At 64.8% G+C, this 20194-nt stretch carries 22 protein-coding genes and 1 other RNA gene; 17 read left to right on the forward strand and 6 right to left on the reverse strand.

Annotation, left to right across the window (positions count from 1 at the left end; all coding sequences use genetic code 11):
• Nucleotides 1-94: 94 nt before the first annotated feature.
• The 17 genes from ffs (at nt 95) to A2Z13_07155 (ending at nt 15587) form a co-directional block, all read left to right on the forward strand.
• An RNA gene (gene ffs / locus A2Z13_07075) (signal recognition particle sRNA small type) lies at nt 95-194 on the forward strand.
• A 43-nt stretch (nt 195-237) separates the two neighbouring features.
• On the forward strand, nt 238-1875 hold the full coding sequence (locus tag A2Z13_07080) for a DNA polymerase III, subunit gamma and tau (protein ID OGP76765.1): 1638 nt from the start codon (nt 238-240) through the stop codon (nt 1873-1875).
• Nucleotides 1876-2187 carry a nucleoid-associated protein, YbaB/EbfC family gene (locus tag A2Z13_07085; GenBank protein OGP76766.1) on the forward strand — a complete coding sequence of 104 codons (312 nt, stop codon included), beginning with the start codon at nt 1876-1878 and terminating at the stop codon, nt 2185-2187. It abuts the gene before it with no gap.
• Between the two features lie 4 nt (nt 2188-2191).
• Nucleotides 2192-2788 carry a recombination protein RecR gene (locus tag A2Z13_07090; protein OGP76767.1) on the forward strand — a complete coding sequence of 199 codons (597 nt, stop codon included), beginning with the start codon at nt 2192-2194 and terminating at the stop codon, nt 2786-2788.
• Nucleotides 2789-2838: 50 nt separating this feature from the next.
• Entirely contained in the window at nt 2839-3858 is a 1020-nt protein-coding gene (locus A2Z13_07095) for a hypothetical protein (protein OGP76768.1), read from the forward strand.
• Between the two features lie 19 nt (nt 3859-3877).
• Nucleotides 3878-6154, forward strand: a complete 2277-nt coding sequence (locus A2Z13_07100; GenBank protein ID OGP76769.1) for a pyruvate synthase — start codon at nt 3878-3880, stop codon at nt 6152-6154.
• Nucleotides 6155-6341: 187 nt separating this feature from the next.
• Nucleotides 6342-6893, forward strand: a complete 552-nt coding sequence (locus A2Z13_07105; GenBank protein OGP76770.1) for a hypothetical protein — start codon at nt 6342-6344, stop codon at nt 6891-6893.
• Between the two features lie 106 nt (nt 6894-6999).
• Nucleotides 7000-8205 (forward strand): hypothetical protein, encoded by a 1206-nt coding sequence (locus tag A2Z13_07110; protein OGP76771.1) that lies wholly within the window; start codon nt 7000-7002, stop codon nt 8203-8205.
• Nucleotides 8206-8223: 18 nt separating this feature from the next.
• Nucleotides 8224-8550 (forward strand): hypothetical protein, encoded by a 327-nt coding sequence (locus A2Z13_07115; protein OGP76772.1) that lies wholly within the window; start codon nt 8224-8226, stop codon nt 8548-8550.
• On the forward strand, nt 8547-9197 hold the full coding sequence (locus tag A2Z13_07120) for a hypothetical protein (GenBank protein ID OGP76773.1): 651 nt from the start codon (nt 8547-8549) through the stop codon (nt 9195-9197). Before A2Z13_07115 ends, A2Z13_07120 begins: the two co-directional genes overlap by 4 nt.
• 6 nt (nt 9198-9203) lie before the next feature.
• Nucleotides 9204-10307 (forward strand): hypothetical protein, encoded by a 1104-nt coding sequence (locus A2Z13_07125; protein OGP76774.1) that lies wholly within the window; start codon nt 9204-9206, stop codon nt 10305-10307.
• Nucleotides 10304-11110, forward strand: coding sequence for a hypothetical protein (locus tag A2Z13_07130; protein ID OGP76775.1), 807 nt, complete (start codon nt 10304-10306; stop codon nt 11108-11110). The genes A2Z13_07125 and A2Z13_07130 overlap by 4 nt, the downstream gene beginning before the upstream one ends.
• Nucleotides 11111-11153: 43 nt before the next feature.
• Entirely contained in the window at nt 11154-12392 is a 1239-nt protein-coding gene (locus A2Z13_07135; GenBank protein ID OGP76776.1) for a hypothetical protein, read from the forward strand.
• A 163-nt stretch (nt 12393-12555) separates the two neighbouring features.
• Nucleotides 12556-13032, forward strand: coding sequence for a dynein regulation protein LC7 (locus tag A2Z13_07140; GenBank protein ID OGP76777.1), 477 nt, complete (start codon nt 12556-12558; stop codon nt 13030-13032).
• Nucleotides 13032-13622 carry a gliding-motility protein MglA gene (locus A2Z13_07145; GenBank protein ID OGP76778.1) on the forward strand — a complete coding sequence of 197 codons (591 nt, stop codon included), beginning with the start codon at nt 13032-13034 and terminating at the stop codon, nt 13620-13622. Before A2Z13_07140 ends, A2Z13_07145 begins: the two co-directional genes overlap by 1 nt.
• Nucleotides 13623-13653: 31 nt before the next feature.
• On the forward strand, nt 13654-14589 hold the full coding sequence (locus A2Z13_07150; protein OGP76779.1) for a hypothetical protein: 936 nt from the start codon (nt 13654-13656) through the stop codon (nt 14587-14589).
• Between the two features lie 41 nt (nt 14590-14630).
• The gene (locus A2Z13_07155; GenBank protein ID OGP76780.1) at nt 14631-15587 is read left to right on the forward strand and encodes a hypothetical protein; all 957 of its coding nucleotides are present in this window, start codon (nt 14631-14633) and stop codon (nt 15585-15587) included.
• An 11-nt stretch (nt 15588-15598) separates the two neighbouring features.
• Here the strand turns inward: A2Z13_07155 and A2Z13_07160 are convergent, their stop codons facing one another.
• The 6 genes from A2Z13_07160 to A2Z13_07185 are packed head-to-tail and all read right to left on the reverse strand — an operon-like array spanning nt 15599 to nt 20194.
• Nucleotides 15599-15778 (reverse strand): hypothetical protein, encoded by a 180-nt coding sequence (locus A2Z13_07160; protein OGP76781.1) that lies wholly within the window; start codon nt 15776-15778, stop codon nt 15599-15601.
• Nucleotides 15775-16563: a hypothetical protein gene (locus A2Z13_07165; GenBank protein OGP76782.1), complete on the reverse strand. Its 789-nt coding sequence runs from the start codon at nt 16561-16563 to the stop codon at nt 15775-15777. Before A2Z13_07165 ends, A2Z13_07160 begins: the two co-directional genes overlap by 4 nt.
• Before the next feature lie 14 nt (nt 16564-16577).
• Nucleotides 16578-17345 carry a hypothetical protein gene (locus tag A2Z13_07170; GenBank protein OGP76783.1) on the reverse strand — a complete coding sequence of 256 codons (768 nt, stop codon included), beginning with the start codon at nt 17343-17345 and terminating at the stop codon, nt 16578-16580.
• Nucleotides 17342-18334 (reverse strand): hypothetical protein, encoded by a 993-nt coding sequence (locus A2Z13_07175; protein ID OGP76784.1) that lies wholly within the window; start codon nt 18332-18334, stop codon nt 17342-17344. Before A2Z13_07175 ends, A2Z13_07170 begins: the two co-directional genes overlap by 4 nt.
• Before the next feature lie 20 nt (nt 18335-18354).
• A complete protein-coding gene (locus A2Z13_07180) occupies nt 18355-19266 on the reverse strand; it encodes a hypothetical protein (protein OGP76785.1) in 912 nt (303 codons plus the stop codon).
• Nucleotides 19238-20194 (reverse strand): hypothetical protein, encoded by a 957-nt coding sequence (locus A2Z13_07185; GenBank protein ID OGP76786.1) that lies wholly within the window; start codon nt 20192-20194, stop codon nt 19238-19240. Before A2Z13_07185 ends, A2Z13_07180 begins: the two co-directional genes overlap by 29 nt.

Below are 20194 nucleotides of genomic sequence, written 5' to 3' on the forward strand. Positions count from 1 at the left end.
CTCAACTGCACTTGCACCGATAGAAGTTTCCCCGTAACATGAAAAGCTCACATCCAGGCATGTGCCTGGGGGACCCTTCCGGGGGTGCGCCGGCGGCCAGGCCCGCCGCAACGGAAGGCGGCAAACCCCGTCAGGTCCGGAAGGAAGCAGCGGTAGCCGCACAGCTCCGTGTGCCGGCGGCTCCCCTGGCTGCCGGCGGACCCCCGGAGGGGGGATCCACCGAGGGGAGCGGAGCGTATGGCGTACGAGGCGCTGGCCAGGAAATGGCGCCCGAAGGGGTTCGAGGAGGTCGTCGGGCAGGGGCACGTTACCCGCGCGCTCGCCAACGCCATCTCGCTCGGTAAGATCCACCACGCCTACCTGTTCTCCGGGACCCGGGGGGTGGGGAAGACCACCTTCGCGAGGATCCTCGCCCGCGCGCTCAACTGCGAGAAGGGGCCCACCGCGTCCCCTTGCCTCGCCTGCGCCGCCTGCCGGGAGATCCTGACGGGCGCGGCGACCGACGTCCAGGAGATCGACGGGGCGTCCAACACCGGCATCGACGACGTGCGCCGCCTCCGCGAGAACGCCGCCTACGCCCCGGCCCGCCTGCGGTACAAGATCTACATCATCGATGAAGTGCACATGCTCTCGAAGTCGGCCTTCAACGGGCTGCTGAAGATCCTGGAGGAGCCGCCTCCCCATACGGTCTTCGTCTTCGCCACCACCGAACCGAACCGGATTCCGGACACGATCCTCTCCCGCGTTCAGCGATTCGACTTCCGGATGCTCTCCGAGGAGGAGATCCGGAACCGCCTCAAGGAGATGTCGGATGCGGAGGGGATCCACGGCGAAGAGGATGCCCTGCGCCTCATGGCCCGTTACGCGTTCGGGTCGATGCGGGACGGCCAGTCGATCTTCGAGCAGGCATCGGTGTCGGGAAACGGCCGTATCACTGCGGCGCTGGTGGAGGAGATGCTGGGCCTGGTCGGAACGGAGGCGGCGATCGACCTGACGGGCGCGGTCTTGTCGGGAGACGCCGGCGAGGCGATCCGGAAGTTCTCCGCGCTCCTTTCCCGTGGGGCCGACCTCAAGTTTCTCTACCTCTCCCTGGTGGACGTTCTGCGGGACGCCGCCGTCTGGAAATTCACGGGGGACGACCTGCTGCTGTTCCGCCACTCCCCCTCGTCGCTTTCGCGCATGAGGGAACTGTGTGCCCGGAAGAGCCGGGAGGAATGGATGTTTCTCCTGGATATCGCCTTCCGTTCGGAGAAGGACGTGCTGGGCACGGAGTTCCCGCGCCTGGGGTTCGAGCTGCTTCTCCTGCGGCTGGTCAACGCCCCCGGGCTTCTCGACGTGGAGGGGCTGGCAACGGATCCTCCGCCGAAGGCCATGGCCACGACGTACGCGAAACGCGCGTCCGCGCCCTCGACACCGCAGCAGGAGGGGGATCTCTGGGACCCCCTCCTGAAAAATATGGGCGCGAAGAAAAAGACCGTCCTCCTGAGCCTCCTCTCCCAGATGAAGGGGCGGCGGGAAGGGGACACGCTCATCATCTCCTCCCCCCACCAATTCGTGCTCGACCGGCTTCGGGAGGAGGACAAGTGGCCCGTCCTCCTTCAGGCGGTCGCCGAGGTCGCCGGGAAGAAGATCGAGGTCCGTCTCTCCGTTTCCGGGGAAAAAAAAAGCCTTGAGCGGGGAGCCGTATGGAAAGAGGAGGACCGTCCGGAGAAGAGGGCCCTTTCAGATCCGCTGCTGACGGAGGTCCTCCGCGAGTTCGAGGGGGCCACCGTCCTGGAAATCCGGCCGGCACCCGGGAGGGAGCCTTTGCCGGAAGGCCCGGAGCCCGAGGAGACGGCACCTGCGGAGCCCGATGAGGAGGCGGAAGGGGGATAAATGAAGGATTTCCAGAACATGCTCAAGCAGGCGCAGGAGATGCAGGCCCGGCTGGCCAAGCTCCAGGAGGAACTGGCGGAGAAGACCGTGGAGGCGTCCGCGGGCGGCGGGATGGTGACCGTCGTTGCGAACGGCAGGCAGGAGATCCTTTCGGTGCGGATCGAGAAGGAAGTCGTTTCCCCTGATGATGTCGATCTTCTCCAGGACCTTGTCCGCGGGGCGGCCAACTCGGCCCTGTCGCGCTCCCGGGAGATGATGGCGGCGGAGATGGCGAAGATCACCGGGGGGATGAACCTCCCGGGGCTGTCGTAAATCCGTGTCCTACCCCAAGCCGCTGCGCCGGCTCATCGCCATGCTCTCCCGCCTCCCCGGCATCGGGGAAAAGACGGCGACGCGCCTTTCCCTCCACCTGCTGAAGATCCCCCCCGATGCCTTGAGGGAACTCGGGGAGGCTATTGCGGGCCTCTCCGATGCTGTGATACGCTGTTCTAAATGTTTTAACATCGCGGATGCAGATCCGTGCGCCCTGTGCACGGACCCCGCCCGCCGGGATGACGTACTCTGCGTCGTTGAAGATCCCACCGACATTGTCCCGATCGAAAAAAGCGGGGAGTACAAGGGGAGATACCACGTTCTGGGCGGGGCCATTTCCCCGATCGACGGGGTGATGCCGGAGGATCTCCACATCCGCGAGCTGCTGGAGCGGATTCCGCAAGGGGGGGTCGAGGAAGTTATTCTCGCTACGAATCTTACGGCGGAAGGGGAATCCACCGCCTCCTACCTTGCCGGAGTCGTCAAGCCGTTGAACGTCCGCGTCACCCGGATCGCCTACGGCATGCCCGTCGGGGCGGACCTGGAATACACCGACGAGGTCACGGTCGGCCGGGCGATCAGGGGGCGCCGGGAATTTTAACGGGAAACCGTTGAGGTTAAAAGGGAAGATCACTTGAGAGGGGCGAAGAAATGACGCAGAGCAAGACGCCGGGAAAGCTGCCGGTCAAGAACAGCCTCGGTTTCTTCGAAATCCGGATGGAGAGCATCGGGGGCCTGGGCGCCAACGTGGCAGGGAAGATCCTGACCGAGGCCGCCATTTTGGGGATGGGCCTGAACGGGGCGGGATTCGCCTCGTACGGCTCCGAGAAGAAGGGGACACCGGTCAAGGCATTTGTCCGGGTGTGCGAGGGCGGACACAAGGTGAGGGTGAACAGCCCGGTCGAGGAGCCGCACGTGCTGGCCATCTTCCACGAGGCGCTGGCCAATACGGTGCCGGTGACCGCCGGGGCCAAACCCGGGAAGACGACCGTGATCCTCAATACCCGCAAGACGTGCGCGCAAGCGCGAGAATTCCTGAAGCTCGAGGGGGGGCGCGTGGGCGCGGTCGACGCCATGGAGATCGCGATGGCCACCGGCTCCCGCGTGAACATGGTCATGATGGGCGCCATCGCGAAGGCGTCGGGGTTCTTCGAATGGAAGGCGCTCGAGGACGCCATCCGGGAGGCGTTCGGGAAGAAATACCCGGCGCTGATGAAGGGGAACCTCGGGGCGCTCAAGCGCGGCTACGACGAGGTGAAGTTCGAGGAGTTCCCGGCCGACGGGAAGTACCCGGCGACGCCGTTCCATCGCGAGGTCCCCAGGCTCGGCTACGAGAACGCTCCCATCGGAGGGACGATCTACTCGGCGGGGAACATGCGGTTCAAGGACCTCTCCACCAGCCGCACGGGAATGATCCCGCTGTTCATCCTCGACAACTGCACCCGCTGCGGCGAGTGCGACATCACCTGCCCGGACTACTGCTTCGTCTGGGAGAGGGGCAAGGACCCCAAGACGGGGAAGGACGGGATGGTGCTCCTGGGGATCAACTACCAGTACTGCAAGGGATGCCTGCGCTGCACCCACATCTGCAAGTTCGACGCGCTGGTCCCCACCAAGGAGGCCGAGCAGGACATGGACAAAATCACCGTCAAGCACAAGTTCCTGAAATAAGAAAGTGAAGGAGAGGAAGATGGCCGAAACGGCAAAGAAGGCGGATGCGCTGCCGGCGCAGGAAGTCGTCGTCCAGACCGGGAACGAGATCGCGGCGACGGCGGCCAAGCAGATCAATTACCACATCATGGGGTATTACCCCATCACCCCGTCCACCGAGATCGCGGAGACGCTCGACGCGATGAAGGCGGAAGGGGAGCACGACGTCCGGATGATCCCGGGCGACGGAGAGCACGGTGCGGCCGGCATCTGCTACGGCGCCACGACGGCGGGCGGGCGCGTGTTCAACGCGACGTCGGCCAACGGGCTCCTCTTCGCGTTCGAGCAGCTCCCCGTCCAGTCGGGGACCCGCTTCCCGATGGTGTTCAACATCGTCACCCGGTCGGTGTCGGGGCCGCTCGACATCCGCGGCGACCACAGCGACATCATGCTGGCGATGAACACCGGCTGGATCATCCTGATGGCCTCCGATGTCCAGGCGGTCTACGACATGAACCTCATCGCTCCCAGGATCGGCGAGGACATGGCGGTCCGGCTCCCCGTGATGGTGGCGTTCGACGGCTTCTTCACCTCGCACCAGAAGCGCCGGGTGGAGATCTTCTCCGACCCGCAGGTCGTACGGGATTTCCTGGGGCCGTTCGTCCCCACGGTGACCTCCGTCGACCCGCGCAAGCCGGTGACGATCGGGCCGTACATGAACGACCCCGACCTCATCAACAACAAGAAGCAGCAGGCCGACGCGATGGTCCGCGCGGACGCCGTGATCAAGAAGGTCTTCGCCGAGTACGCGAAGCTCTCCGGGCGCGAGGTTCCGGTCGTCGAGCTCTACCGGATGGAGGACGCCGAGGCGGCGCTGTTCATTCTCAACTCCGCGGCCGAGACCGCCATGGAGGCGGTCGACAGCTTAAGGAATCAGGGGAAGAAGGTCGGCTTGATCCGGCCCAACGTCATCCGGCCGTTCCCGTTGAAGGAGATCCGCGAGGCGTTGAAGAAGGTAAAGGGGCTCGTGGTCGCCGACCGGCAGGACAACTACGGCGCCTACGGCGGGGCGATGACGATCGAAGTGAAGGCCGCCTTGCAGGGGGTGAAGGGAAACAACACCCAGGTCGCCGGCCGGATCTACGGGATCGGCGGGAAGGAGTTCTTCGTCGAGGACGCCGAGGCGATGCTTTCGGAAGCCCTCGAGATCGCCCACACGGGAGAGGTCAAGGTCCCGTACGACTACTTCGGTGCCGACCCCGGCGAGAAGGGGTACGTGCCCCCCAAGGCGTTCGACCCGATCACGGCGGAGCAGGCCACCGGGCTGATCCGAATCGAGACGACCCCGGAAGGCAAGATCGACGTCAAGGGCGTGAACCTGCGGGCCCTGACCGGGCGCCCGAAGCGGGTCTCCTCCGGCCACGGCGCCTGCCCCGGCTGCGGGATCTTCGTGAACCTCAACACGTTCCTGAAGGGGATCGAGGGGTTCGTGACCGTCCTGTTCCACACCGGCTGCGGGATGGTGGTCACCACGGGGTACCCGTACACCTCCCACAAGGTCACCTATATCCACAACCTGTTCCAGAACGGCGCGGCGACCCTTTCCGGCGTCGTCGAGATGTTCGAGGAGCGCAAGAAGCGGGGCGAGATCCCGAAGGAAGAGAAGATCACCTTCCTTATGGTCACCGGCGACGGCGGGCACGACATCGGGTTGGGACCCTCCGTCGGCGCGGCGATGCGCAACTCCCGGATGATCATCATCGAGTACGACAACCAGGGGTACCAGAACACCGGCTTCCAGCTCTCGTTCACCGTGCCGATCGGGCACGCGACCTCGACCTCCAACTACGGGCCCCACCAGAAGGGCAAGTCCACGCACCACAAGGACACGGCGCAGATCTTTTCCGCCTGCAACCTCCCGTACCTGTTCACGGCGGCCGAAAGCAACCCGCGCGACATGATCCGCAAGGCCGCCAAGGCGCAGAAGTACGCCGACGAAGGGATGGTCTTCGGGAAACTCATCTCCATGTGCCCGCTGGCGTGGCGCACCGAGGAGCGGATCTCCGTGCCGATCATCCAGGCGGCGGTGGACTCCTGCTTCTTCCCGCTCTACGAAGTGGAGCACGGCATCACGACGATCAACTACGATCCGGAGGAGAAGGGGAGGAAGGTGCCGGTGACGGAGTGGATCAAGCAGATGGGGAAGACGAAGCACATGCTCAAGCCCGACTGCAAGGACGTGCTGGATTCGTTCCAGGCCGAAGTGGACCGCCGCTGGCTCCGCCTCAAGGAGATGCACAAGAACCCGTTACTTTAATACGGGGACGTTCTTAAACTTTTTAATGCCCGGGGTCCGTCCACGGCTCCCGGGCGTTTCTTTTGGTGCGGATCCTTCTTCTGCGGGTTTCCTGAAGATTTTTTCCTCCGTCTTCATCTTGTATAATGGACATTCGAGAAGGCTCGGAAGCCGGGTCAATCGGAGAACAGCAGACAGGAATCGCGCCATGACGAAACCCGAGAAGGCCGGGAAAACAAAAGTATTCGAGCAGGTCCTGCCGCTGGTCCTGGAAATCATTCCGGGACAGGCTGCCGAAGGATTGATCGACGTATACGAGCCGGGAAGCTATGAGGAAAAGCCGCTTCGGGAACTGTGCAAGATGACGCTGAATGAAAAGAACTGGAGCATCGAGGATCAGCAGATCCTGGAGGACGTCAACAGGCAGCTCGCGGGCGGCAGGCTCATCTGCAGAGGGCGAGCGATCGAAGGGACCGCTCTGGACCAGGGGGTCGTCGAAGAGACGGAGGCAGGTGAGAGGTATCTTTACGTGTCGATCCGGGCCATCAAGCCTCAGGAGGGCGGAAGTCTGCCGTCCCGACCGGTGGTCCAGGCGCCCCGGACGCGGGGAGGAGATCGGGATGGAGCAACCGGAAAAGAGACGGCGGGACCCCGACTGCCCGAAATGCCGCGAAGAGCTGCGGCGACACATCGGGCTCAGGAAGGCGGTGTTCGAGGAAGTGGACCACGAAGTCGTGAAGGGTGCACCGTTCGGAAATGACGATCTCTCCTGTGATCAAGAAATAGATCAGAAACCCTGTGCCGGGAGAGATCCCCGGCCCGTTCGTCCGTCGTCAGTGATCGACGCCGCGGGAGGGCCGTGCGTCATGCGGAACCTGTTGACCTCCGATCTCGTTCTGAAATCCGGATTCCTGTGCGTGCCCCTCCTGTTCGACCCGGAGATGGAACGCGAAGTCGCAGGACGTCGGGCGGCGGACGTTCTTGTCGAGACGAACGGCCGCCTCTTCGTCAAGGCCCTGAGCCTGCGTTCCCTGCTGGAGAACTATGAAAGGCTTGACCCGGAGGGATACCGGGAGCTATCGGACCCTCGCCTCCAGGGATCCCGGGCCGGCCCCCACGCCGGGGACATCCCGATCGGCGGCAAGCTCGAGACGATTCTCTCCGGCGTGCTCCCCCGCTTCGTGCGCAGAAGGAAGGGCAGGCCGGGGAGGAGGTCCGGTCCGGAGGACATCCTGGACCTCATCGCCGATAAGGTCCGGATTCCGGAGAAGTATATCGAGGAGGCCGCCGGAACGATCGACGCCGCCGCGCTGCGCCGCCGCCTCCGCGACCTCGAGGGCCGGGACACCCCCGTGAATCCCCCCGACGAGGGGCCGATCTCCTGGGGCGATCTGCGGGAATGGATCCGGAAGGTGTTGTCGGCCCGGATGGCGGAAAGGGAAAAGGATCGCCTGAGGCGGATGCTGGAGCGCCGGGAGAGCGGGACCGGGACCGCGGAGAGGAACCGGATCGCCCTGCGGCTCTACATCACCGGGGAGGGTTCGCTCGAGATCGACGGGTTCGGGGTCTCGAGGATCGGCGCCACCGACGATTACATCGCCTACAAGCGCACGGGAGAATACGCGCTGAAGGATTACTACGGCCGGCTCTACCTGTTTCCGGATTGCCGGGTGGGCGTCGCCACCATCGTCCCGCTCAGGCCTTTCGTGATGGAGAGCTACAAGCATCCCTTCCTGGAAGGGACCGACCCGGGACAACCGATATGCCTGCGGGCGTTCCAACCCTCCCGGGTCTTCACCGCGGCGGCCATGATCCGCGCCCTGGAGGAAGGGATCGGCGCCCTGCTCCACGGGTACAGCAGCCGGCGACGCAACGGGTACCACAGTCTCGACCGGACGACGCTGCCTCTCTGGGTGGCGGAACCGGACGACGGCGACCCGTGGCCGACCGATTATCCGGTTGTGCGGAGCGGGCTTGTCCCCCATGTCGATTTCGAGGATTACCGGGTCCCGAAGGATCATCCCGGAATCGTGTCGGGAGAAGTGGAAGTCACGAACGATCTGATGCCGTGAGGTGCGCCGGAGGAAGTGATGGAATCGCGGACGAAGGACCTGAAGGAAGCGATCAGGGAAGAAAGGCTCGTCATGCGAGATGAGCCCATGTGGGCGTATGACGACCCGGAGGAGCCGTGGAAGGCCTTCCGGAAAGAGGGCGCGCCCATCGAGCGGGAGTATCTCGAGATCCGGAAAACTTTGCACGACGCCGAGGAGGCGCTTCGGGCCGATCCCGGGGACGAGAACCGGAATGCCGCGGTGAAGTATCTCCGGCGGCGGCTGTCGGAGCTGGAGAAGACGGCTTCTTGGCTCACCTCGGAGACGCCGGTCGAGGTCCTCCTCTGGGGAGTCCCCCACGGATGACGCCGGAAGAGGGCCCGGGGCCTCTTCCGGGTTCTTACGGCCGCCGGCCGAGGGTTTACAGGACCATGCGCGAACGGAACCTGCTCGATCATATACGAAACGGGCGTGACCGGGAGAAACGGAAGCGGCCTCTCGAAAGGACCCTTTTCGACCGTGTCAACGGCCTGGTCCGGGCTCATGCCCTGGACGTGACGTTCGTGGCGCGGCTGACGGACCCCGCCGCGGAGGCGCTTCCGGAAGACGGGGACCTCGTGCGGGCGAGGGCGAAGGAGCCTTTCGTGCCGCCACTCTTCTCGCTGTCTGGCGAGGACGAGTACGGCGTCACGATGGCCATCCTGGGGACGGTGAACAATCCCTACCTGCCCTTCGCCACCTCGCCCGAGGAGATCCTCCTGTGCGCGCCCCTCTACAGGCGCAATCCTCGACTCGGATCCGACGCCCTCGCGCGGCATCATTTCGAGACCTTGCTTTTCGCCGAGATCGCGGGAAGGGAGATCGAGGAGCTGAGGGAGCGGCTCCGAGCCCTTCTCAAGAAGGGGGTGCGCCACGGAGAGGGACACGCGGGCCTGTCATCGCTCGTAAAGCGTATCGGAAAGCTGCGCCGGTTCGTCGCGAGCGTGGGGAGCGCCGACGGAGGCGGGAGGTAGGCGGACATGGTGGAGAGAATCTCGCCGGAGAGACGGCACAAGATCGAGACGAGACTCGGGGAGCTCAGGGAAAACCAGGTCGGCGATGCGGTCCGGCAGATCATCGAGTTCGACAAGACGCCGGTGGATCTCAAGGCTGACATGGACAGGTTCGTGATCGGACAGGAAAGGGGGAAGAAGATCGTCTCGGTCGCGATCGCCTACCATTACCGGAGGCTGGGCAACGCGCTCAAGAAGGCGATGGTGGAGAACGGGAGAGACCTGGACATCGCCCTCCGAAACACGATGACGCCGAAAGCGAATATCCTCGTCGTGGGGCCCTCGGGCTGCGGCAAGACGTATACCGGCGAGATCGCGTCGAGGATGGTGGGCGTGCCTTTCGCGGTGGAGGATCTGACGAAGTTCAGCGAAGCGGGTTACGTCGGGCAGAACGCCAGCGACATCCTGCTGGACCTGCTGATCGCGGCGGGCGGAAACGTCCACGTCGCGCAGATGGGGATCGTGTATCTGGACGAGATCGACAAGATATCCGCCGAGTCCGTCACAAGCAAAGACGTATCGGGACGGGGCGTTCAGAAAGGGCTGCTGAAGCTCGTGGAAGGCGCGGAGAATACGATCGAGCTGGGCCGGGACAGGATCTCCCTGTCCACCCGGCACGTCCTATTCATCGCCGGGGGGGTGTTCGAGCATCTCGACGCGATCGTCCGGAAGCGCACGGCCGGGGAGGGGATCGAGGGAGATTGGAGAGACCGCCTGATGTCCGACGACTTCGTGGCGTACGGAATGGAAAGGCAGCTCATGGGACGATTCCCGATCCGGGCCGTCTACGACGCGCTCACCGTCGAAGACCTCAAGGACGTCCTGCGGAGGAGCGAGGGGAGCCCGTCCCGTGCGTACATCAACGACCTGAAGGCGTGGGGGATCGACCTCGTCCTCACCGACGAGGCGTTGACCGAAGTGGCGCGGCGCGCTCAACACGAACGAACCGGGGCACGCGGCCTGGTCAGCATTCTTCATCAAGTCCTGCTGGAGGACATGTACCGGCTTCCGGGAGCGTATGCCGGAGAGATGGTTGTGGATGAAAAGTATATAAGGGAGCGGCTGCCGTGAGGTTCCAGCGCCTGTCGGAGCTGAAACCGCCGCGAGCCCACGAGAGGATCCTGGCGACATTACCGGAAGAGATCCGGATGGCGGAGGTTGCCTTGGCGAAGGCATTCCGGCTCAACGAGCTCGTCCGGGCAATCCACAAAGGGAGCTATGAATGGTACGGGTTCACCCTCGGCAGCCGGGAAGAACCGGAGCTCGTTGCGGATATCGGCCTGCCCCGGAACGACCGGAACGTTACCGATTACACAAGCGTCGGCCCGGAAAGGATCGCCGAGTACCAGGAATCGCTTCCGCGGGACAGGGTCATCACCGGATGGATCCACTCCCACGGCATCCTCGACTTCAAGGGCTTTTCGGGGACGGACGAGGAGAACCATGCCACGGTCCTGGATTATGTCACCGCCCTCCTGAGGAAACCGGTGGCCAAGAGGGAAGTCGTGATCAAGGATCTCGTGATGCTGTCGAAAGGCGATTACGGGGAGACGGACTTGGAGCGAGGCAGTGTTTCTCTCATTACGGACGTCCCCGTCGGAGAGGCCAGGATCCTGGAGACCGTATATGGCGGCTTCTGCTACGGCATCGTCATCGGAGACCGGGGCTGGCACAGGCAGGAGATCCATTACAAGTGGAGGGGGATCCTGTCGGGGCAGACGACGGCGAGCCGGAAAGACGCCGGGATGGCGCTCGTCGCCACGGGACGCCTCCTGACCCAGGCGGATATCGACGCCCTCGCGGAAGAAGTCCGGGAGAAGATCAAGCCCGAGGCTCGCGCTCCCCGAGAGCGCTACCAGAAAGAGTGCACGTGACGGAACGAAACGGTCCGAAATACGGCGGCAAGGACGACACGAAGTGCCCGAGGAAAGGCTCGACAGGCAACTGCGGATCCAGGGCTGGGACCAGCGTGCGTTGGAGGAGGCAAGAATAGCGGTCGTCGGCGACGACGATCTCCTGGCCTCCCTGTACGTACTCTCCTCGTCGGCGCTCGGCCTGAGGAATTTCATCATCCTGGCGCCCGGATTGGACCCCGCTCTTCGGGAGATTGCGGAAAGGCTGAATCCGACCCTTTCGATTCATTTCCTTGAAGGGTACTATTCGCACCCGGCGCTCGGCGATCTCTTTGCAGGATGCGACGCGATCGTGGATCTTGCTCACTACGGGCTGGCCGACAAATTGCTGTTGGAGAAAGGATTCCGCGAAGGGATTCCCGTCCTTCGCGCTTTCTGCTACGAGCGGGGCGATGAACAAGGGTTCAAGATGTTCACCTACATCCGGGGGAGGGAGTGGGAGGAACTTCGGGAAATCGTTTCGGCAGAGAACCTGCCCCGGGATCATTTCGATGACGGGGCGCTGGACATCATTGCGGCAGGGATCGCCTTGGAGGAGACCAAGAACCTCTTGATGGACCGGCGGACCTCGGAGGAGGTGATTTCGTACCGGAGGCCGAAACCGAAAGGGAACGGGTACGGGGCCGACGTCTGCGTCGTCGGGGCGGGAGCGTTGGGCAACTTCGCGGGGCTTGGACTCCTCTATTCGGGATTCCGGAACATCACGTTCCTCGACCCGGATGCGGTGGAAGTCGCGAATCTCAACAGGCAGGTCCTCCTCGCCGACAGCGTCGGGTCGAACAAGGCGGAAGCGCTGGCCGGGACGCTGAACAGGATGTTCGGAACGGAAGTTCGGGGGGTCGAGGCGCGCTTCGAAAGGGACACGGACATCTCCGGGTACGACATCGTCTTCGATTGCGTGGACAATTTCGAGACGAAGATCGTGCTGAGCGAGCGATGCCGCGAGCAGCGCAAGACGCTCGTAAGCGGCGGGACCGGCGTGGAGGCGGGCCAGGTGGTGGTGTACGATCCGATGCGGCAGAAGGAAACGCCGGCGGAAGTGTTGGGGCTTTACGAGATCGTCGGGGATCGAGGCCAGGCCCATCCGGCGGACGGGACCTCTTGTGCCTACGCCCCGGATCCGTCGGTGATCATGACGAACCAAATCATCGCGGGCCTGATGGTGGATTCCCTGAGAAGGCTCGTCGACGGCCAGGACGCGGTCAACATTTTTTACGATGCATCGAGCGACACGAGGTTTTAGCCCCTAGTGCCGGAGTCTCCGCGGCGCCGTTCATCCTCAACTCCGGGGCCGGCCCTGGCGAAAGGAAACGTTCAAATCCGGGTGGCCTGCAAAATCCCCCCGGGGTTTTTTATCCGGTCCGAGCTTCTTTTGCTTTCCCATCCGGTGTGATATCTTCTCGCCTATGACGCAGGGACAATTCATACTCCGCGACAAGGAATACCAAGGCTTCCAGGCCACCCTGAAAAGGCTCCTTGCGGATTCCTACGCCAAAGTCGTCTTCCTCGTCGAAAAGAACGGCTCTCTCATGGCCTCCGCCGGGGAGACCGGGGACTTCGATACCACCTCGCTGGCGTCGCTGGCCGCCGGGAACATCGCCGCGACCGGGGGACTGGCCTCCCTCATCGGGGAGAAGGAATTTTCGATCCTTTTCCACGAGGGAGAGCGCGACAACATGCACCTCACCGTCGTCGCCAACCGGCTCATCCTGGTGGTGATCTTCGACCGGCGCTCCTCCGTGGGGCTCGTCCGGCTGCGCGTGCGGAGAGCCGCCGTGGATCTGGAAAGGATCCTTCGGGATGTCGACGCAAAGGCGGAACAGGTGGAAGATGGAGGGATCGAGGAGCTCACCGAGGCCGACATCGAGAGCCTGTTCGAATAATGTCCTTCATCAACTATTCCTCCCGCGAGATCAATTGCAAAATCGTGTACTACGGGCCCGGCCTCTGCGGAAAGACGACGAACCTTCAGTACATCTACAGGCGGATGAAACCGGAAACGCGGGGGAGAATGATTTCCCTGGCCACGGAGACCGAGCGGACCCTGTTCTTCGACTTTCTCCCGCTGTCGCTCGGCGAGATCCGGGGATTCAAGACCCGCTTCCACCTCTACACGGTCCCCGGCCAGGTGTTCTACGACGCCAGCCGCAGGCTGATCCTGCGGGGGGTGGACGGCGCGGTATTCTGCGCCGATTCGCAGCTGACCCGCATGGACTCCAACGTGGAGTCCATGGAAAACCTCCGGATCAACCTCCGGGAGCAGGGGTACGATACCGACCGGATCCCCCTGGTCCTGCAGTACAACAAGCGGGACCTGAGCCCGATCGCCTCGGTGGCGGAGCTTCACTCCCTTCTCAATTACCGGAACGTCCCCGAGTTCGAGGCGGTGGCGCCGACGGGGGTCGGGGTCTTCGAGACGCTCAAGGCCATCATCAAGCTCATCCTCATCGATCTCAAGAAAGGCAAAAGATAATCCCCCTTCCGAACTTCCCCGGGGTTTCCACATGGCCGTAGCGGAACTCATCGTGACCCTTGCCTCCCCCCGCGAGCGGGAGGGGACCGACCTTCGCCCTTATGACGCGGTGTGCCTCGGGAACCCGTATTGCCGGCGCATCCGGGGAAACTTCGCCGAGGAAATCCCGCTGCTCCCGGGAGCGGTGTCCGAACTGCAGGCGGCGGGAAAGAACGTATACGTGACGTCCCCCGCCGCCCCGAGGGGGCGCGACCTTCCCCACGTGGAGCGTCTCATCGAGGCCGCCGCGGCCGCCGGCGCCCAGGCGCTCGAGGTCCACAACATGGGGGTTCTGCGGATTCTCCGGGAGAAGGGCAATCCCCTGCCCGCCCACATGGGGGCGTTCGCCAACGTCTACACCCACCTGGCCGCGCAGGTCATGCGCGATTACGGGGCCGTCCGGGTCCGCCCGAACGCCGAGGTCAGCCTGCAGGAAATGGAGATCGTCTCGCGGGAGGCGGGGGTCGAGGTGGAGGTCCTGGTGCACGGCAAGATCCCGCTCGGGGTGACGGATCGGTGCTCCCTCCTGGCGGAGACCGAGGACAAGGATCCGAACTGCCCGGCCGCCTGCGAGGAGGAGCATTGGCTGACCGCCCGCCAGTGGGTGCTGAAAACGGTGGGGAAGGGGGTCTTGAGCGGCAGGGACATGTGCATGCTGGAGCACCTCCCCCGGCTCCTCTCGGCCGGGTTCAACGTGTTCAAGGTCGAAGGGCTCTACGAGTCGGCCGCCTACCGGTCGGAGATCGGAAGAGTGTACCGCGATGCCCTCACGCTCGCCGGATCGGGAAAACCGTTCGAGGTGCGGCCGGAGTGGGCCGACGTCCTTCGAAAGCACTCCCGCGAGGGGCTGTGCAACGGCTACTACTTCGGGAAGACGGGGCGGCTTTACGTCGGCACTGTTTTACAGGAAGGCAAACCCAAGGTATAATTACTGTTCCCATATCCACAGCGCAGGGGAGGATGGCGGGAATGGCGGAGCTTCTGGCATCCGGCGGGACGACCGAGATGGTCCGGGCGGTTCTCGACAACGGGGCGGACGCGGTGTACGTGGGAGCGAAGGGGTGGAGCCGCCGCCGCGCGCAGTACGAAATGGACGACGACCAGATCCTCGCATCCGCGGCATATGCCCGGTCCGCCGGGAAGGTGCTGCGGGTGGCGTTCAACACCTTGCCGGCCTCCCGCGAGTTCCCGCTCCTGCTGGCCAAGGCGGAAAAATTCCATGCGGCGGGGATCCGCGATTTCATCCTTACCGATGTGGGGGCGATGGCCGCACTGTCCCACCGGTTCCCCGGCGTGCAGATCCACGCGAGCGTCGGGTGCACCATCATCAACGCCCAGGATGCACGGTTCTACAAGGAGGCCGGCGCCTCCCAGATCGTGGCCGAGTGCCGGATGGACCGGGAGGAGATGCGCAGGATCAAGGAGGAAGCGGGAGTCGGACTGGAAGTCCTCGTCCACGCCACCACCTGCTACACTCTTCTCGGCCGCTGCACGATGAGCAGCTACACCCGCCAGGAGTGGCGGATCGACGGCGAGGGGAAGAACCACTTCCTCGGCAGCCCCAACCGCGGAGGGCTCTGCTACCGGGTTTGCCTCGCGGAGTGGGACCAGGTCGGGGAAGACGGGACGGCGGAGGTCCGCGGGGTGGTCCTGCCGAACGTGGCCTATTTCCTCGTCGACGACATCCCGTTTCTCATCGACCTGGGGGTGGACACGATCAAGATCCAGGGGCGCGAGTATTCCGTTTCCCTGGTGGGAGAGATGGTCCGGTTCTACCGGGAGCTGATCGACGCCTGCGTGAAGGACCGCTCCTCGTTCCGGCTGGAGCCGTGGAAGGAGCGGATGGCCGGCATCGTTTCCGCCCGCGACACCGAACGGCGGGAGAAGACCGCGGGGCTCATCTCGGAGTCCCTGACAGCCTCGTAGGCCGCTTCCTTCTAGTGGCTCATGTCGCCCTCGCGGAAATACTCCACGAGGGCGCGCTCCACGACCAGCTCTGGCGTCACCCGCTTGTCCCTGCAGAAATCCCGCAGGGATTCCGCCAATTCCGCCGGCAGCGAGACGGTGATCTGCTCGCGGCCGCCGTTCCCTCTTTTCCCCTTTCGCGCTCCGGTCATCGCTTCTCCTCGTTCCTTTTCGTCTCGCCTTCCCGCGGACGGTCCTTTCCATCGGCGGACCCGGCCTGGCCCCCGGTCTGGTAGAACCTGCGGAATACCGCCCGCAGCCTTTCCTCGTCGGTGATATCGCTTGCCTTCGCCTGGTGAATCAGCTCCCCGTTCAGGAAGATGCAGTACCGGTCGAGGACGCGGCGCGCCGCCACCAGGTCGTGCTCCGCGAGGAGAACCGTGGCCTTGCCCTTCAGCGTCCCCTCGATGATGGAGAGGATCCGGTCGCGCACCTCCAGCGAAAGGCCCAGGAACGGCTCGTCGAACAGGAGGAGCGATGGGTTCCCCATCAGCGCTCGGCCGATGACCAGCATCTGGCGCTCCCCGCCGGAGAGGACTCCGGCAAGATCCCGCTCCTTCACCTTGAGGACGGGAAAAAGGTCATGCACCTTCTCCCGCGAATGATCCCGCTCCGCCGCGGTCCGCAAGTACCCCCCCACGTCCAGGTTTTCCCGGACGGTCATCCGCAGGGCCACCCGCGCCCTGTCGGACACGTAGTGCACCCCCCGGGCGACCCGTTCATGCGCGTGGAGGTGGGTGATGTCCTCCCCATGATACGTGATCCTTCCCTCCGCGACGGGGATGAGCCCCGCGATCGCCTTGAGAAACGTGGTTTTCCCGGACCCGTTCGCGCCGAAGATCGCAACGATCTCCCCCTGCCTGACCGTGAGCGTCACGTAGTTCACCGCCCGCACCTGGCCGAACCGGACCGAAAGATTTCTGACCTTCAGATCCACGCCGCTCCCGTCCCCTATGATCCGCCTTCTTCGTGCATTTCGTCCTCGAGCTCATGCGCGTGGTTGGCCGCCGGGACGTACCTTGCCAGGTCTCCCGGCTTTCCCTCCCAGAAGACCCGTCCGTCCTCGATGGCCACGACCCGGTCGCAAAGCTCCTCGAGGATCAAGGGATTATGGGAGATGAGCAGGAAAGAGATCTCCTCCTCGCGATAAAGCGAACGCATGAGGGCGACCAGCTCCGCCTCGTCCTTGGCGGAGAGCGCCGAGAACACTTCGTCCAGCAGGACGAGCCGGGGCCTGCAGGAGATGGCCCGGGCGAACTCGAGGCGCCGCAGGCACCCCTGGGAAAGTTTGGCGGCCGGCCAGAACCGCTGTGCGAAGAGCCCGGTCCGGCCGAGGAGGGAATCCAGTTCCTCTTCCAGCCCCGCTTTTTCTTCCCCCCCGGCCTGCCGTGCCGCCTGTCCGCAAAGCAGGGCGACGCGGACCGACTCGACGACCGTGAGGGACGGGTAAGGATTGGGGATCTGGAACGTCCGGGAGATTCCGGCCCGGAACCGCGCGTCCATCGTCATCCGCGTGATGTCCTTCCCTTCGAAGAGGACCCTCCCCCGGTCCGGGAAGACCAGTCCGGAGATGATGTTGGCGAGCGTCGTCTTGCCGGAGCCGTTGGGGCCGAAGAGGCCGACCACCTCCCCCCGGCCGATGGAGATCGTGACTCCCCGAAGGACCCGGTTGGCGCCGAACGATTTCGTGATCCCTTCCGCCAGGAGCAGTTCGCTCATCGGTTCTCCCCCTTTCCCGGCGCAACCATCCTGCGGCTGCGCACCCGATCGCGAAGCGTCCCGGCCACTCCGCCGGGGAAGAATCGCAGGGTCAGAAGGAGCGCCAGGGCGTACAGGAGAACCCTGCCGGCCGGAGGGATCCCCGTCCCCTGGAGCAGGGAATGCAGCAAAAGGGCGGACAGAACCGGTCCCACGATGGTCCCCCTCCCGCCAACCGCCGCGAAGGTGGCTGCCTGGAAGGAGAGCTCGAGGGAGAAATCGTCGGCCGTGGCCCGGCCCACGAACGCGGCGAACCCCACGCCGGCGGCCCCCGCCAGCGCGGCCGCGACCATGAACGCGCGGCGCTTGTACCGTAAGACGTCGACGCCCGACGCCCGGGCGGACAACTCGCTTCCGGACACGGCGGTCCAGATCAGCCCCTCCTCGGACCGGGCGATCCGCAGCATGAGCCAGGTGCAAAGGACCAGGAATGCCAGCGCGGCGTAGTAGGCGGTCCACGGGGAGATCGACGGGCCCCCGAGGAGGACGGGAATCCCCCCCTCCCCGCCCCACGAGTAGGCCCCCTTGGGACTGAAGAACGTCTGACCGAGGAAGAATTCGTGCGCCCCTTCCCCGAGGGCCAACGTGAGGAGCGCGACGAAGGGCCCTTTCAACGGAGCGGAAAGGGCTCCCACCGCCGCGCCGGCGGCCGTGGCGAGCAGAAGGGCGGCGACCGCAGCCAACGGGAACGGCCAGCCCGCAAGGCTCGTGAGCAGCGCGCAGGCGTAGGTCGCGGCGCCGAAGAAGAGGGCGTGACCGAGCGAGATCTGGCCCGCGACCCCTCCCACGATGTCCCACGACCCGGTGTAGACGGCCACGAGGAATCCCAGCGTCAGCACGTTGAGCAGGAACGCGTCAATCCCCGCCAGCGGCAACAGGAGCAGGACGCCTGCCCCTGCCGCCAGCACACCGGGAAATTTCCCATGCCGGAAGGGTCCGCTCTTTTTCATCTTCGCCGCTCGCGCTCCGCTCAATAGTCGCGACTGGGCCCCACGGTGGCCAGCCCGGAGGGGCGCAACACGAGCAGAAGGCAGATGACGGCAAGCAGCAGGACGTACGACCAGCTGGGGGCCAGGAGGTAGGCGCTCACGTTCGACAGCAGCCCCAGTCCCACCGCCAGGAAGAAAAGGTTCCAGACCTTCTCCATCCCGGAGGCGATCACGACGATGAGCGACAGGATCAGGGGGACCCGCCCCATGGTCGGGGTGATCGCCATCGCAGGGGCGAGGAGCGCGCCGGCCACCGCCGCAACCGCGGATGCGGCGCCGAACGTCAGGTACCGGATCTTCTCTACGTCCATGCCGACCGAGCCCGCGATCTCCTCGTCCTCCGCGATCAGCTTCAGGGGAAGCCCCAACGGCCGGGAGAGGAGGTGCGACAGTCCGCCGACCAGTCCCAGGGAAACGAGGAAGGAGATCACCCCCCAGCGCCGGAGCGTGACCCCGTCGACCACCGCGAGGGGGGCGCCGAGGTCGATCGAAAGCGGGTGGGGGCCCCACAGCATCTGCGCCGCCTGCTCGAAGAGAATGGCGAACCCCAGGGAGCCGACCGCCACCGAGAAGGAGTGGGAGCGCACCGGGTTGATGAAGCTCTTGCCCAGGAACACACCGAAGGCGAAGGCGATGACCGCGGCCATGAAGACGGCGGCGAGGGGATTCCCGACCCCGCGGCTATCGAGAACGTAGGCGACGTACGCCCCGAGGGTGAAGAAGGCGCCGTGGGAAAGGTTGACCACCTTGACGACGCCCAGGATCAGGGCCAGCCCCGCCGCCATCAATGCGTAGGAGGCGCCCGTGAAGATGCCATCGACGAGGACCTGTGCGAGGGGATTCACGGCGGTGTCCCCGGGAGCGTCAGCGCCGGGGAAAGACGATCCTGGCACCGTCTTTCTCCCATTGGATCACTGTTCCGTGGAGGTCCGGCGACCCCGGACCCCAGGTCGCCTGATGCGAGGCGTCGAACCGGTACGTCCCCGCCACGCCGGGAAACGCTCCTTTCTCCAGGGCGGAGATCACGGAATCCGTGTCCAGCCTGCCCGCCGCTCGGATCGCAGAGAGAAGGACGGTCATGGCGTCGTGGGGAAGAGTGTCGCTGTAGCCGACGGGAGAATATCCGAATCGCTTCTCGAACGCTGTCACATAACGGGTCGCGGCCTCCGAGGTCCCCATCCACGCGGCCGCCTGAACGTACAGGGGACCGGAGAGGGGGAGCGATGCAACCACCCGTGCGTCCCCCAGGGAACCGCCCACGGAAAGGATGGGGACCTTGCTCCCCCCTTCCCGGATCCGCTTGACGAACACCACGGAGTTTTTCCCGGGGTCCCCCAGCACCAGGAAGTCGGGGGCCGCCGCGGCCGCCGCCACCGCGACCGGCTCGAAGGCGGGGTTGCGGGGGCTGTAGAAGGCTTCGTAGACGGGGAGGATCCCGGAACCGGCAAGGGTCTTCTTCAACGCACCGGCCAGCTCCCGGTTCCAGCGGATGGACGCCCCGACGAAGGCGTAGGTCTTGACCCCCCGCTGCCGGAGGAACTCCCCCATCATCGCGGCCCACTGGGGGATCGAGTAGCCGACCCGGAAGACGTAGCGGTATCGGGGGTAGTCGCGGCTCACCCCGTCGGTGATCTCCGCGGTTGCGGCCACAGGCACGATGAGGATCTTGCGGGCCGCCGTTGCCGCCTCGATCGCCCCGATGGTTTCCTCCGACAGGTAGGCGCCGACGATGGCGAAGACCTTCTCCCGTGAGATCAGCCGCATCGCCTCCGACTTGGCGGTTTCGACCCGCCCCTGGGAATCGGCGACCACCAGCTCCAC

Source organism: Deltaproteobacteria bacterium RBG_16_64_85 (assembly GCA_001798885.1).
Classification (GTDB): domain Bacteria; phylum Desulfobacterota; class Deferrimicrobia; order Deferrimicrobiales; family Deferrimicrobiaceae; genus FEB-35.